Below are 15,502 nucleotides of genomic sequence, written 5' to 3'. Positions count from 1 at the left end.
GATAGCAGAAAGGTTGCTGTAACTAGAATACAGATTTAAACTGCTCCATCTCGTGGCTCAGAACTGCTGCGAATACGCTCAATGAACTCAGGATAATTTTCTAAATCCTGTTCTGATTGTAAAGGTGGCATTTCAATCCAATTACCTTCAATATGCAGTTTATCCACATAAGCGTAGAAGGCTTCTTGATCTTCCCGATGAGCAAGAACGTAATCATGTAACTCTCTCTGACTCATTGCATGAAAATTAGGCTTGCTCATCTTATGTATCTCCATTTACCGTTAGGGTATATCTCGATAATATTTTCCTCACCAGCCAAGAAGAATATATTTTTTGTCCGTTCATCCATACGAACGATATTAATAGGTAAGTAAAGCTTAGTAAACCAGCAGCACAAATATAGCACCGTGTTTTAACTTTCATTATGACTGCTCATTTTCCTGCTAATTATTGATGGTTCATCCTTTCAAGCTAGGTGTAATCATTCGGATAGGCGTTCTCGAAAATAAAGGCGATATAAATTACAAAGGCATTGAACTTCATTTCCTTTAAATTTAATTAACCCCAGACTGCGTAATTTAAAACTTTGTGCAGAGTCTAACTTCACAGGAATATCACTCTCAATCACTTTTTTCATCGCTGCTTTTAACAATTTGTCTTCTTCCAGCAATGAAAGATAGGGATGTAAAAAGCCTCTAAATAATCCCTCGTCAGTGGGAGCAACTTTTAAGAACTGTTCTAAAGTTAAATTACCTGTGGCAATTTGATAAAGAGCAGTTCTTAATAAATAAGGATGACCATCAATCATTCCCCTTAATTGTCCGATTTGTGTATCTGACCAATTTAATTGATGCCGTTGGACTAATTCTTTTATTTGTGTGGCGTTGAATTCTCCTATCTCCACAGATAAACCCACATTAAAGGGGGATTGATGGACATTTAGAGAAACATATACTTCTTGAGAATGTGCAATTACTAAACGTAATTTTTGCCAGATTTCTTCGTTTTTACCGTTTTCATGCCAAGCTCGGAGTAGAGCAAAAAATTCTTGAGCAATTTCGGTATAAGGAAAAATTTTATCAATATCATCTAAACCTAATACTAGAGGAGTATTAATATTTTTTAATAAATAGTCTTTTAAATAATTAGTGCAGTTAACTTGACTGCTTAATCGTTTTTTCCAATATTTATCTATTTGTTCTTCTAGCCCTAATTCATAACTCAGAGTTGCACAAAATTCCTCTAAAAACTTATTGAGATCGGTAAGATTTTCTTTACTCCATAAATTAAGAGAAACTGTGCGATAACCTTTTTGTTTACTATGGTCAAGAATACGGCTCATTAAAGAAGTTTTACCCATCTTTTGCGGCGCTTTGATGCGGATTAACGCCCCTGGTTGCAATATGGATTCATAACATTTAATTTCTACCTCTGGACGCTCGATATAAAAGGGGGAGTTAAGAGGAACTTGACCATCAGTATTTTCAAAAATCACTGAGGAGTTGTTCTGTTTTACTTTTGGTGTTGATTGTTCAACAATGCCTACATTAATCAGCAATTGTTGCTTAATAAACTGACTCACTCCCTTGTAGACTAAATTCTCTGTTGATTTTGGCTTGGTGATAGAAAGATGGTCGTCATCTGTAGCGGTAGGTTGGACATCTTTGATGCCTGGGTTAGCGCTATCTGGGTCTACAACTAAAAAACTTTGAGTGTGCTTAGTTTCATAATAAACTTTTGTAGTAATATCCATTGAGTCAACATTTTGCCGATACCACTCATTAAGTTGACGCAGTTGGGGAATATGTACTTTCAGTTCATCAACACTGACAGAGCTTCGTGCCAAAATCCCAATTTTATCGACTAAGTTAGCAAGATGAGAACCAGTGTGAGGGGTGGATAGAAATACGATACCTTTTGTCTGTTGAATAACTGCTTTTTTTTGAAATGTCTGAGCATTCCGCAGCATTTCTTTGACTAATAATCCACCCATGCTATGAGCTATAAAAATTATTGGGTGTTCTCCAATATTATTAACTTCTAAATATGCTTGTAAATTACTAGCACGGTCAAAGAGTGGCATTGTTGAACCTCTCCACTCAAAAGGTTCAGCTTTGTAGCCAAAAGACCAAATACCTAAATCTGGTCTTTCTTGTGCGAGCCACGTTAACCAGAAATTATCATCGTCGCGTAGTTCTTGCGGATGCCAAGTTCCTCGTGCGTGACCACCTAAACCATGAACAAAAATCACATCCCCGCACCGCTTTGGGTTGTTACATCCCGATATTTTGATTAAACCAGCCATCTCTGCCGGTTCAGGTTTTGGGGGTTTAGAAAAAATGTTAAAGGGCATAGATATTATAGGGAGAATTAGAGGATGACAAATTCTTCTTATGCCACGACCACAGCGCGACTTAAAACTAGGATACAGCTATCACGTCACTACTCGGTGCAATAACCGCGAGTTTAAATTAACGCGTCACGAATGCCGTCAGGTGTTTCTCTATGCTCTCAAAAAGGCATTGGCTAAGTTCCAATTTAAGCTTTATGCCTTATGTATTATGTCTAACCATGTCCACTACCTTCTTGAGCCAGCACAGCCGAACGATTTACCCAAAATCATGCACTGGATAAATGGGTACACGGCAATGTGTTTTAACCGGATGTTGAACCATACAGGACATTTTTGGGAAAAACGTTAAGCCTTATTATTGCGTGGAAAACCTCCCAGAAATAAATCTTTACAATTCTCTGAAAGCCTTATCTGCTACACTTGACGAGTCTCAGCAAGAACACTTGACGAGTCTCAGCAAGAAGAAAGGAGACCCCCCGCACCAGGTTCCATCATAATGACCACGACCGTCCACAACGTCTCCATCTGGAAGATAACAACCACCCACTGGGTTGGAAGGACGATTCAGGTATTCTCCACTCTTGCTCCAAAGTTGGGAGATCAGCTTTTCTTCGTCGTCTCCTGGGAGTTCTCCATATCTCCACTCTGAATCTTTTCTCCATGCACTCCCCCACCCATCCAGCGGTCTCCATCCCACACTTTTTCTAAAATATTTATACCCTTCCAAGTTCCAATTTTTCCATTTTTTCTTCTTCCAATCAAAATCGAGAGAATTACCACTATCCAAATATATTTTTTTCTGGACACTGTAACCAAAATGCCCCTTAGAGTTATTTACCCAAAGTGTATCAAGTTGTTTTAAATCTTTACAATTAAAGTTTTTCACATCAGTTAAATTTAAATAGCCTTGTTTTTCCCTTCCTGCTGAATAGAGAAGAAACTGCCAATTTTTTAAATCTGCTTCTCTCCATCTTTGTTGCTGCATTAAATAGTCTAATTCATTCAAGAAATGTTGCTTTAAAGATTGATAATATACTGTATTTGAACCATCTAATTCTTGAAGTTGACGATAAAGCAAAGCGACAATATCAGCATTGCCATTGTAGAGAATATTTAAGTCTAAAGTAAATAATTCAACATTAGATTTCAACTTAGATTTTAGACTGTTGAGATGCTCAAGTGCTTTCTTGTAATTTTTTACAGCCTTAGCTTTATCGGAGTGACCTTTAACATAGTATATATAAACTAATGCAGCCAAATTAGTTTGATTATGATCAATTCGGGTTTCTATTTTTGATAATTCTTTTAGACCTCTAGACAAAATGTCATCATTTTTTAAAAACTCTGTTTGATTTCGCTCTTTTTTTTCATCAGCTAGGTATTGATACCCTAAAATCAGCGCACTATCTAATAAAACCTCTTTTAGCTTGGAATTTTCAATTTTATCTTGCAAAACCAACCCTGCAATATTCAAAAACTGATTCGCTTCGTTTATTTTTCCTTTTTGTTGCAGTTGAGAAGCCACTGCTGATAATTCCTTAATTTTAGCAATAGATTGATTGATTTCATTTATAGTTATTTTAAGGATTTCCAAATCCCTAGATGCACTCTCTAGTTGCTTTTCTGCTTTCTGTTTCGCTTCAGTCTCAATTTCTCTAGCTCTTTCTGCTGCTTCCTTTTCTTTCCTTTCTTTTTCTAATTCTGCTTGTCTTTCTTTTTCTGCTATTTCCTCTTCTCGCTGTAGTGTACGACTAGCTGCTAAAAACTCTAAATCTTGAAAACCTAAAGTTTTATCCTTTGCCCAAGCTTCCGCTTCTACTAAAGCATTCTCTCTCAATAACCGAGACTCATCCTGTTTTCCTGATAATATCCACTGACGATAATTCTCTGCATAAGTACGCAAACTGGCTAAACTTTTCTCAATCCATAAGTTGTCAAAAATAGTTTGATAAATCAGGTTATAAACCTTTAATGTACTCTCTTTTTTAACAACTATTCCCGCTAACTGTAAATCACTCTGTTCAATACTACTATCAATATCAATTCCGCTTGAGTGCCATACTTGTTGATATAAATCTAATAAGTATGCTGCTTTCTGTTCATCTCTTTTTAAGATTCTATCCCGAATCGTTCTAAAGTGTTCTGGTTCATCTTGAGATTCCCAATTCTGAATCACTCTATTTCTGACTAAATTCTCTACAAAAAGAGCTTCTTCACTTGGGGAAATTACAGTTGCAGATTGACGGACAAATTCACAGACTTTCTGAGTCAAAAATGGCTGTCCTCCAGTCCAGTCTAAAATTGCTTTTAGTACTGCTTCCGGGTTGCTAGTTTGTCCAGAGAATCCCTTGATTAAAGGTAAAGCTTCTGCAAATTCAAATCCGGTTAATTCAATTCCTTTGCCAATATTAAAAGGAGTGCGCTTTTTATCTTGAATTAACTCAGAAGGGGTAGCTACTCCCAAAAGCACAAAAGTAATGCGTTGATATTCAGGATTATCAACTCTTTGATTAAAAAAAGCTCGAATTAAAGCAAAAAAATCATCAACCGGAAATTTTAAACTGAGAACACTATCAATTTCATCTATAAAAATAACAATCTGTGTGGAAACTAATTTGAGTAATTTGTCAATAAACTTACCAAAAATCTGCACATCAGAAAAGCGGGAATTTTCTTCCCATAATTTATCTATATCAAACTGCTCACCTAAGTTTAAACTTTCAGAACCAGCAATAGTATCAATAATCCCAGAATACCATTGTTCAGACTTTAGCCCTGATGTCCCAATTGCGGTTAAATCAATAGATACACAAGCAATTCCTTCACGCTGTAACCTTTGCATTGTGCGGACACGCAAACTGGATTTACCCATTTGTCGAGAGTTGAGGACAAAGCAAAACTCTCCAGCTTTCACAGCCTGATACAAATCTGCATCAGCTTTGCGTATAACGTAGGTAGGTGCATTAGCAGGAAGACTACCACCAAATTGATATTGATAATCTTGGGGAACAGGCAAATTCATAGTCATACATTACATCTGTAGTTGAGCAGAACAGATGGACAACCCTCGTTCTGTTGAGTATTCTATCAATGGAAATTAGACATGAGGAGATGAATTCACTCCACTAATTTCACAAAAATATAATCACTCGTTATAAAGTCCGTACTTGACGATTCCGCACACGTTCGGGACTACCAGTAGGAATCGCAGCAATTAATTTTTGTGTGTATTCTTCTTTAGGTTCTCGATAGATACTTTCTGCTGTACCTTGTTCGACAATTTGACCATTATTCATGACTAAAATGCGATCGCTCATAAATTTAACCACACTCAAGTCATGAGAAATAAAAATATAAGTCAACTTAAAATCGTGTTGCAATTCTTTCAACAAATTTAATACTTGCGCCTGTACTGAAACATCCAGTGCTGAAACAGATTCATCACAAATGATAAATTTAGGATTTAACGCCAAAGAACGGGCAATACAAATCCGTTGACGTTGACCGCCAGAAAATTGATGCGGATAGCGGTTCATTGCATCTGCACTCAACCCTACCCTTTCTAATAGTTCAGCAGCGCGTTCACGCCGTTGTCGTTTTGTCTTGCCAACGGCATGAATGAATAATGGTTCGATAATTGCTTCCCCAACCTTCATGCGTGGGTCAAGGGAACTAAAAGGATTTTGAAAGACTATTTGCATTTCCCGCCGCAGTTTCTGCAACCTTTCTCCTTTGAGGGTGGTAATATCTTGCTTCTCAAAGATAATCTGACCACTCATCGGCTCAATTAATCGCAGCAAGGTTCTGCCAAGGGTAGTTTTGCCACAACCAGATTCTCCCACTAATCCAAGAGTTTCACCAGGTTTGACATCAAAAGAAACGCCATTAACAGCCATTGTGTAGCGTTTTGTACCACCAAATACCCCCCGCACTGGAAAACCAACCTTCAGGTTGTGAATTTGTAACAGAGGTTCTTGTTCATTGAGGTTTGCCAATCTAGCAGCAATCTCATCGGTAGTAATTTCTTGTGGTTGTGGGGGTTCTTTCTCCTGAATTACTAACTGTCCTGTTGCTGTTTCATCCGCACTCATGTAGTCGGAAACAGTTAATAATTTCTGGGGACGGCGGTTTAGTGTGGGGCGACAAGCTACCAAACCTTTAGTATATGGATGCTTAGGGTTACTAAAAATTTGCTCGGCCTTATCGTATTCTACAATTTTGCCTCTGTACATCACCGCTACTTCGTCAGCAATTTCCGATATTAGTCCCAAGTCGTGAGTGATAAAAATCATTGCCATGTCGCGGCTTTGCTGCAATTCTCGCAATAACTCTAGAATTGTTGCTTGCACCGTTACATCTAAGGCTGTGGTTGGTTCATCGGCGATTAATACTAGTGGGTTGCAGGAAATCGCCATTGCAATCATTACCCGCTGCAACTGACCCCCAGAAAGTTCATGAGGGTAGCGTTCCAGCATCGCTTCTTTGTGTTCCTTCACCAAATTTGCCAACTTTTGCCCATCTGGTTTAGATGAATTTGGGTTGGTTTGAGTCCAGGTTTCGATATACTGCTGCTGTATTTCTTCATCGCCCGGTAAAAGTTTTACCTCTTGCAAACCTGCGATCGCAATTTGTCTAGCTTCGGCGGCTGATACATTCTGATGCCGCACAATCGCTTCTGTGAGCTGAAACCCAATGTTGTAAACTGGATTGAGTGAACTCATCGGTTCTTGAAAAATCATGGCGATGTCGCCGCCCCGGTGTAACTGCATTTGCTCAGGGGGCAATTTCACCAAATCGATTGGGTTAGAATTCTCCTGTGAATGAAACCAAATTTCACCGCCAGTCACTCTACCAGGACTCTGCAACAAACCCATTACAGCGAGTGCTGTCACTGATTTACCGCTTCCTGACTCTCCTACTATTCCTAGAGTCTCACCTCGATGTAGCGCAAAACTAATACCATCCACAGCTTTGGCTACGTTGCCATCACCGGAAAAGTCAACTTGTAGATCGCGAACCTCTAGGACAGTTTCTCTCATAGGAGTTAGGTAAAAATCTTAACTTAAAATTATTTGGATTTTAACAAGAGTTTTGATGTATATGTCGATGAATTTAGCTTTTGCACTCCTTGGCAGTTTTACACTGCTTACACCTTAACCACGACTGACACACATACTCCACAATATACTCGCATTTGTGATATGGGACTGCTTCTGATTTTCGCAAATCGCCACCGTGCTGTGGTATCCTGCTTTATCAGAGTTTCAATGTTGACATAACACAATTAACCCAGAAATTTGTCACCACGAACAAAAGGGCCAGGAGAACAAATTCGTAAATTGGGTAAGCAGCGTTATCAGTCTGGAAGGCTGAGCTATGCTTTTGCAGTGGTTGTCCTCGTGGGAACAATAGTATTATTCAGTGTCTTCGGTACTTCTTTTGTAGGAATGTTGCTCTTGCTGGGGGGATTGGTAGGCTCATTTTACCTATTTTGTAACGGGCAATATCTGATCAAAAGAGCGGGTGATGCTCAACGTGGTGCGATCGCAGAAACTGAAGTGGCTAAATTATTGCGTCCTTTAGAACATCGAAGATGGCAAATAGAATACAACCTTCGAATTAAAAGATGGGGAGATGCAGATATAATACTGTATTCTCCTCAAGGCAAATGGTATGTAGTTGATGTCAAGTCTCATAATGGTACTAAAGTTTATGAAAGTGGTCGTCTACGTAAACGCTACGGCAGAAATACTTTTGATTTTAACGAAGGCGATTTGATTGCCAAAGTCAAAGGTCAAGCAATAGAAGTCAAACACTTAAAAAGTGCGCGATGGGTGACTGCACTGCTTTGCTTTACAAAGGGTAATGTTGATATTCCTAGTAATCAGGTTGATGGCGTTTATGTTGTAAATGCCACTGACTTAGTTAATATCTTGTCACATCTAGATAAATAACAGAATCTTATCTGTAAAATCGCTTAAATATCACCTATTACAAATGGAGCGAAATGAAAGTGAGCAATGAATTTACTCATGGCTATGCATTATTAATTGGTGTAGGAGAGTCTAAATATAGTAAGCTTTCACTGCCAGTAACAGTAAAAGATACTCAAGCAATTTATGCTGCTTTAATTGACCCGGAACTGTGTGCCTATAAAGATGATAAAGATCATATTCGGGTGCTGAATAATCAAGAAGCGAATAAAGCAGCTATTCTAGATGGGTTGAATTGGTTAAAAGAAAAATCAACCGCAGATGCTAATGCAACCGTATTTGTTTATTATTCAGGACATGGCTGGATAGATAAAAGTACGCAACATTATTATTTAATACAACATGATATTAAGCCAACTAAGCTTACTAGTTCTGCACTGTCAGCAGAAACTTTCACAGAAGCATTACGGGAAATCAAAGCAGAACGTTTATTAGTTGTGATTGATAGCTGTCATGCAGCAGGGATGGCAACTTCTAAAGAGGCTGATTTGGAACTAGAAGAAGAATTTGAAGATTTTCTACGAGTTGCTCCATCTAAAAGTTTAATTGAGAATTTGAAGCAAGGTAAAGGCAGAGTAGTTTTTACTTCTTCTGAAGGTGAGCAAAAATCTTGGATAAAAGATGAATCAAGCAGCATCTACACTTATCATTTTCTTGAAGCTTTGCAAGGCGCTGGTAATCAGCCAGGAGATACAGAAGTTCGGGTTTCTAATTTAATGAATTATTTAGGTAAAACTGTGCATGAAACTGCAAGTCATCTGTATAATTCAGAGCAATTTCCCCATTTTGACATTGATGCAGGAGATTTTGTAATTGCCAAGCTTCGGGGTGGTAAAGGTTTACCTGATAAGGGATGGGATGAGGTGAAACCCCAAGCAATACAAAAGATTAATCAAATTGCCGAAACGATAAACCAATATGGAAAATTTATCACTAATATTAATGAAGCTCAGGGGATTCACATTGGTGATGTTTATAACAGATAGCTGTAGGATATGATAAGAGTCTTTTCTCGTGAGATATAACAAATGTTCTGATTTGTCAGAAGTAACAGTGAAGCGATCGCTTACTATAAGAACAAAGATATTGGAGTGATCGCACTATTCACTACTTTTTTTCATCAATTTTTGTTTGAATTGGATCTTTCATTGGCGGATGCCGACCGATTTCTTTATCAGCTGCACGAATATTGATAACCCGTTCCCGATTTAAAATCAATGCAGTAACAGTTGCTTGTCCTATAGGTGTCAAACCAACAATTAATAGTCCATCCGCAGACCAAATAAAATGTTCCCTCCAACTGTGTTGTCGCGGATTAAATAATAAGACTTCTTCTCCAGATTCAGGATCAGTTGCCGTTAGTCGATTTGTCTTCCTATGATTGCAGTGAAAGCAAGCCAACGCCAGATTTTCTAAATTATCTGTTCCACCCAATGACAATGGTATAATATGATCTACTGTGAACTGCACATATTGCCATTGTTCAGATGCATGACAGTACTCACACAATTGATTAGCGCGTTGACGTACCTGCTTTTGTACCGATTCAGAAATCTTACTACGAGAAGACACAATTTATGATAGTTTCTGAGTTGGAGCAACAGATAAATTACGAATTGTGCGATTTACAAAGCTGAGATAATCATCAATTTCTTCGTAGCAATCAAGTTCTTTTTCTTCTTCTGCACTAAGTGGAGTGTTTTGCTGTTTCGTCAATAATCCTTCAATCCGAGTTTGAACGCTGCTGGATGCTCGAAAAACTGGAATACCTTCCTCCAAATCAATCCGAACTGCGCCCTCAATGGGTAGTGTTGATGGAAGGCTATTGAGTTTCGGTGGTAGAGAAATGGTCATAGCAGTGCAGGAAATTAATCGATGAGTAATTTTGATTGTAGCTGAAATGAGAAGATGGAGAATTGAGAAGAGGATGTACCGAAATCAAAGCGCAAAAGTCATACGAATTGGTGTGATTTCTGTTTAAGCTATATTCGGGTATGTTAAAACTCAAAGCAGTATTACCTTGCCACTCTTCATCAGAGGACAAAGTATAATTTCTCTAAAAAAAATATATATTGAGCGTAATTTACCTTAGTATCACATTAAATTAGTAATAATACATAAAAAAGTAAGGCTAGCACCATACTCTGGAGGTACTTTTGAATCCAGCCAGCAAGGTAGATGCAATTCTGAATGCGTGGTTCGATTACATTGCTTTGGATGATTATAGTAACGCCAGGATTGAAGCATCAGTGAGAGGTTAGAGTGATTGCACTTTTGTCAAGAGGGTGCGGGAAAAGGCGATAAATCCAGCTTGGAGACTGGTTTTCGCAGGGCTTTAACTACTCCTAAATCTTGATTTTCTTTGGCAGCGAAGTACTTAATTGGGTCATCCGCCTTACCTTTATCATAGGCGACACTAAAATGATATAAACCACGAAAAATCATCTCTAAAGAAATGCGGTCAAATGGCAAAGATAATTCGTCTGCAACCGCATCTCCCAAGTCAACCAATACTGCATAAAAGAGCCAAGTTGCCCACACTTGTAACTTCACACCATTAATAGAACCAGTCCATAAATATGACAGTCCCAATAAACGCTTGACCACGTAAAAAGCTTCTTCAACTCTCCATCTTCGGCGATATAAATCTGCGACAACGTAAGGAGGTAAGATTTGTGGGTCGAGGACAGAAGTAATATAAGAATAGCTAGTTTTACCAACCTTAATTTCTATTAAACGTAAAGTAAGCACTGGTGCACCACGACGAACAGTTCCAAGTTGAATCAATCGGTCTTTAACTGAATGGTCATAGCTGAAAATTTTTAAGTACTTAATAGATGCTTTGGCTTTTAAACGAGTAATAAAATGAACTTCTTGGTTAATGAGTTGTTGTAAAAAGTGGAAATGATAAAAACCTCTATCAAGTAAGATCAGAGTTTTAGCAGGTAGTAGTTTCAGCAATGGAGCTTCAAAGTTAGTTTCTGATGCAGCAGGATTAGTGTGAAACCAAACTTCAATAGGTAAGCGATTGACTAAATCAATAACTGTACAAATCTTTCCTGCTAATTGACCTGTTTTCAAGTCTTCTAGGCTTTTTAGCTTTCGGAATAAGGCTTCTAATGTAGACCCGTCAGCTATCCAAATTCGTTCAAAATTAAGAAGTGCAAATTTAACACTATCAGGAAGTGGTCGCTTCAGCCGTCGTTGCCAATTAAGTTGTAACTGAGGTAGTAAATCTTTAAATACTCGCTCAAATAATTCAGATGGGAATACTAAAAATCTTTCAGAAAGAGATTGTTGAGCAATTATTCTAGAACGACACCACAATAAATCTTCTCTTGCTAAAAGCCTTGTTAATTCTTGAACTCCAGGAACTTGTCGCCACAATAAAGTTAATACTGCTGCTACCATGAAGGATAGGTTGATAATTCTATCTCGTAAACCTAACTGCTTATAGTATTTTTGTTGAGCAAAGATAGCTGGAGTTAGTAACTCTTCTAAATGCGACGCAATCGCTTCATTATCTATGGTAGGAGTATTATGCTTTTGCGCGTGGTCGGAGTTTCGTTTTGCAGCTTTGGGCATAGTAGTCAACAAGCACTTTTCATTACCGCATTTGATTACTGAATTTACAATAATAATGAAACTCACTTTTGAAAAATTTATTCTCTCGTTACAATACTTTTTTGCCTCACATTTTAGCCGTTAAAAACTTATAGATAATGATAATCAAATAGAGAGGAAGGAGGCGAGTGTCGCTCGCCTCCTTCCCCTCCCCCACGCACGATTATCATTTTCATTAAAGTTTTTTTGAGTATTTTAACTGATTGACAAAATTTACTTTATTCTAACCTCTCACCGATGGGATTGAAGCAGCTAATCAAGATACGGTAAAACAGCGTGGTATAAAGCTATTAAGTGACCATATATTAATTGAGCCAAACATTTTTTCAGAGCTACAACAGAAAATTACTAAAGGGCAACAAGGTCAGCAGGAAACTGCATGGGCATTATCCTTTCCACAAATTATTGATGTAGACAAGGGAAAATCTTATTTTTGTCCTCTATTTAGTTTGGATGTGACATCTATCTTCAAAGGAGAGTACCAAGAACAAGGGTGGAATCTTGAGGAGTTAAAGCTCACAGAAGCAGGAGATCACATAGCTACATTCTTAGGATTGGATGATGAACAACGTGAGCGGTTGATTACTCAAGATGGGCTAAGAAGATTTCTTGAAATCACCTTTGGGCATGAATTTCAGACTTATGAAGAGTGGATGCGGCACGTTACGATACCTCGCTCTGGCCACCAAATTCAACGACAGCCATACTTATTTGCGTTTACAGGAGCAATATATTCTAGGAATCTCAAGCAAGACCTCAAAGAAATCAAGTCAAACTCAAAAAATTGGATAAAGCCCAGACATCCAGCTTATGAATATCTGTTCGGTTTACCTCAGCCTCCAAAACATGAAGTTACTTACATGGGTGCTTTCCCAACCCATGCACCAACTAATTCGCAATCAACAGTACTGAAACACGCTCAAACCGAATCGATGACGGCTGTCCAAGGGCCGCCAGGTTCTGGGAAAACCACCCTTATCCTTCACCTCATAGCTCAACAGGTAGTTCAACGCGCACTGCACCTAGTTGAAACTGAGCAAGACATTAATAACTTAACTGTTGTTAGTAGTACCAATAATAAAGCAGTTGAAAATGTTATTGATAAGTTGGATGATTGGCTAGAGGATGAATCTTTAGAACATGATTTTCTCTATCTGAAAGGTGGAAGTAAAATTAATATTCAATCTGCTGGCGGTGCTTTAGAACATTTACAGCAAGCGCTTGACTATTTGCAAAATAAGAGTTTTGATCAAGAATATTTTAATACTCTAAAGCAGCAAATCAAACAGATTAAACAGGAATTAGAAACTGAGGAGTCTACTTATTTAGAACAACGTCGCAAAAGAAATTTAGATGAAAAACGTCTATCGCAAAATTTGGGAAAAATACAAGTACTTCAACAGCATTTAAAGGAAATAGTAAGTGCTAGAAGCAACTTTCAAGGGCGAGCAGCACAGTTATCAGACTATGACAAACTTCCAATAGAAGCTTATAGACAACTTGAAGTTATATTTAATACCGCCGAGATGCGGCTACCAGAAGGAAGGATATTTTGGTGGAAGAAGATACTGCTTTTTTTGACAGGTAGAACGGAAAAACAGATTCTCAGAAGAACGGCTGAAGCTTGCCAACCAGCAATCTTAAACACTGTAAATACTATCTTTCGTGTAGAAGTTCCTAAAACTCGCAATGATTTAATTCAACAAGCATGGTTAGTTAAAGAACGGTTAGCAAAAGCAGATGAACTAAAAAATGTACAAGTAAGAGTACAAAAAATTTCTGGAGAAATACTAAGTATAGAGCAACAAACAGATGAAACAAGTAGAGAAGTAACTTTTTTACAAAGTAGATTGGCTACTCCACTGGAGGATTTTTATGCTTCCTTTCATCAAAATTTTCATAATCAGCAGCAGGAGCTATTTCAGTTATCACGGAAATTTCTCACTCAGCAAGCACTTTCTTATAGAGGTCGTGTTAAAGCTTCTTTAGAACTATACTCAAATGTGCTTGCTGGTAATTGGAAAGATAAATATAAGATGGCAGAAAAACTAAACGAGCATATAAAAAATGTGAGCTTATTTTTTCCTGTTATTACTAGTACATTGCTTTCAATCAGAAATATACTTCCTTGGATTGAGGAGTGTGTTGACCGCACAATTGTAGATGAAGCGGGAATGATTGATTTGCATAAGGCTTTTCCGTTGTTAGTGCGATCACGCAAAGCTATTATTGTAGGTGACCCCTTACAAATTGAGCCTGTAATCACTCTCAGTAACCAGAGACGCGATAATTATCGCCAAACAGCGTTTCTTGACAGAGGATTAAGTGAAATTGATTACCACCGTTACAGTCCAGAGGAAGAATATAACGCTACTACTTATCATCGCGCCGCTGGAGCAAGTGGAGAAGATAATAATCAAGGTGAAGGAATTTGTTTAATTGAGCATTACCGCTGTCAACCCAGCATAGTCGAGTATTGCAAAACTATTGCTAACTATCAGTTAGAGGTAAAAACAACACCAGTTACTTCTTTATTAAACTCACACTTAGTTGCTTACCATGTTGAAGGAAATATTAGCCGTAATGTTAATGAGGAAGAAATCCTTGCTGTAAGTGATGTAATCCAACACTTGCAAAAGCAAGGTTACTTATTACAAGACATTGGTATTATTTCACCCTTTAACCTTCATGCTAGTGCATTGAGAGAGCGACTCACTCAAAAATTTTTAGGATTAGATTCAAAATCTGTTGGGACAATTCACACTTTTCAAGGTTCTGAGAAAAAGGTAATTATCTTATCTACAAAGGTGTGCGGCATACAAGACAATGTTAACTGGATTAACAAACGCCCAAACCTTCTGAATGTTGCTGTCTCCAGAGCAAAAGAACTCTTTATTTTAGTTGGGAATCTTCACAGATTAGAAAAAGGTAAGCTTACTCGTCAGCTTGTAGAACACATTCGCGAGTATGGAGATATTTTAGAATACAAATCTGAAGCTGAGATTCCTAAACCCCAGGCTGGAGCTAATCTAATTTACGATTGTGACCATCTAAAAGTTTTTAGAGAGGCTATTGAGCAAGCTGAAGAGGAATTAACAATTGTCACACCTTGGATTCGGGATCGTGAATCAAAGCGGTTTGTGAATGATATTGTTTTAGCTTTAGAAAAAGGAGTTAAAGTTACAGTAATTTACGGTAACAAAGGTAGCGAAGAAAATGATAATAATGATGCTCACATTGAGCAAGATTTGGAGAAACTATTTTCTCAGTATCCAGGTTCAAGTTTAAATTGTTTAGGTAAGAAAATATATATAGAAAGTAGAGGAACAAATGAAAAAATCTTGGTCTGTGACACTAAATTTGCTGTTTTAGGAAGTTGGAACTGGCTGTCTCATCCTTACAGAAAACAGTGCAGTAGATCATCGATAAATTCCAAGGTGCAAATCCGTCGAGAGACAAGTATACAACTTTCTGATTCCTTGTTTATTGAAGATATAAAAGCGAGGATTTTTCAATTAATTATACAATAATT

General features: G+C 37.8%; 10 protein-coding genes and 1 pseudogene. 4 read left to right on the top strand and 7 right to left on the bottom strand.

From position 1 onward, the window contains the following. Positions 1 to 35 precede the first annotated feature (35 nt). A complete protein-coding gene (locus WKK05_RS25760) occupies positions 36 to 260 on the bottom strand; it encodes a hypothetical protein (protein WP_341525887.1) in 225 nt (74 codons plus the stop codon). A 221-nt stretch (positions 261 to 481) separates the two neighbouring features. Next, on the bottom strand, positions 482 to 2,353 hold the full coding sequence (locus tag WKK05_RS25755; RefSeq protein WP_341525886.1) for an AAA-like domain-containing protein: 1,872 nt from the start codon (positions 2,351 to 2,353) through the stop codon (positions 482 to 484). Between the two features lie 40 nt (positions 2,354 to 2,393). On the opposite strand from WKK05_RS25755, the gene WKK05_RS25750 reads away from it, so the two are divergent. Then, the gene (locus WKK05_RS25750) at positions 2,394 to 2,702 is read left to right on the top strand and encodes a transposase (protein WP_341525885.1); all 309 of its coding nucleotides are present in this window, start codon (positions 2,394 to 2,396) and stop codon (positions 2,700 to 2,702) included. An 81-nt stretch (positions 2,703 to 2,783) separates the two neighbouring features. Here the strand turns inward: WKK05_RS25750 and WKK05_RS25745 are convergent, their stop codons facing one another. Beyond that, a complete protein-coding gene (locus tag WKK05_RS25745; RefSeq protein WP_341531191.1) occupies positions 2,784 to 5,375 on the bottom strand; it encodes an AAA-like domain-containing protein in 2,592 nt (863 codons plus the stop codon). Positions 5,376 to 5,505: 130 nt separating this feature from the next. Further along, positions 5,506 to 7,392 (bottom strand): ABC transporter ATP-binding protein, encoded by a 1,887-nt coding sequence (locus tag WKK05_RS25740; RefSeq protein ID WP_341525884.1) that lies wholly within the window; start codon positions 7,390 to 7,392, stop codon positions 5,506 to 5,508. Positions 7,393 to 7,650: 258 nt separating this feature from the next. On the opposite strand from WKK05_RS25740, the gene WKK05_RS25735 reads away from it, so the two are divergent. Both WKK05_RS25735 and WKK05_RS25730 read left to right on the top strand, forming a co-directional pair. Beyond that, positions 7,651 to 8,307, top strand: coding sequence for a nuclease-related domain-containing protein (locus WKK05_RS25735; protein ID WP_341525883.1), 657 nt, complete (start codon positions 7,651 to 7,653; stop codon positions 8,305 to 8,307). 59 nt (positions 8,308 to 8,366) lie between these two features. Further along, entirely contained in the window at positions 8,367 to 9,332 is a 966-nt protein-coding gene (locus WKK05_RS25730; protein WP_341525882.1) for a caspase family protein, read from the top strand. Positions 9,333 to 9,453: 121 nt separating this feature from the next. Here the strand turns inward: WKK05_RS25730 and WKK05_RS25725 are convergent, their stop codons facing one another. The 3 genes and pseudogenes from WKK05_RS25725 to WKK05_RS25715 form a co-directional block, all read right to left on the bottom strand. Then, entirely contained in the window at positions 9,454 to 9,918 is a 465-nt protein-coding gene (locus tag WKK05_RS25725; protein WP_341525881.1) for an HNH endonuclease signature motif containing protein, read from the bottom strand. Positions 9,919 to 9,921: 3 nt separating this feature from the next. Next, positions 9,922 to 10,200, bottom strand: a complete 279-nt coding sequence (locus WKK05_RS25720; protein ID WP_341525880.1) for a hypothetical protein — start codon at positions 10,198 to 10,200, stop codon at positions 9,922 to 9,924. Between the two features lie 435 nt (positions 10,201 to 10,635). Next, positions 10,636 to 11,931 (bottom strand): annotated as a pseudogene (locus tag WKK05_RS25715) (IS4 family transposase); the annotation flags it as partial. A 494-nt stretch (positions 11,932 to 12,425) separates the two neighbouring features. Between WKK05_RS25715 and WKK05_RS25710 the strand changes: the two are divergent. Beyond that, complete coding sequence (locus WKK05_RS25710) at positions 12,426 to 15,500, top strand: AAA domain-containing protein (RefSeq protein ID WP_341525879.1); 3,075 nt, start codon at positions 12,426 to 12,428, stop codon at positions 15,498 to 15,500. Positions 15,501 to 15,502 lie beyond the last annotated feature (2 nt).

Source organism: Nostoc sp. UHCC 0302, assembly GCF_038096175.1.
In the GTDB taxonomy this organism is placed as follows: domain Bacteria; phylum Cyanobacteriota; class Cyanobacteriia; order Cyanobacteriales; family Nostocaceae; genus UHCC-0302.
Note: the sequence above shows the minus strand (reverse complement) of the source record. Positions and strands in the feature narration are given on the sequence as shown.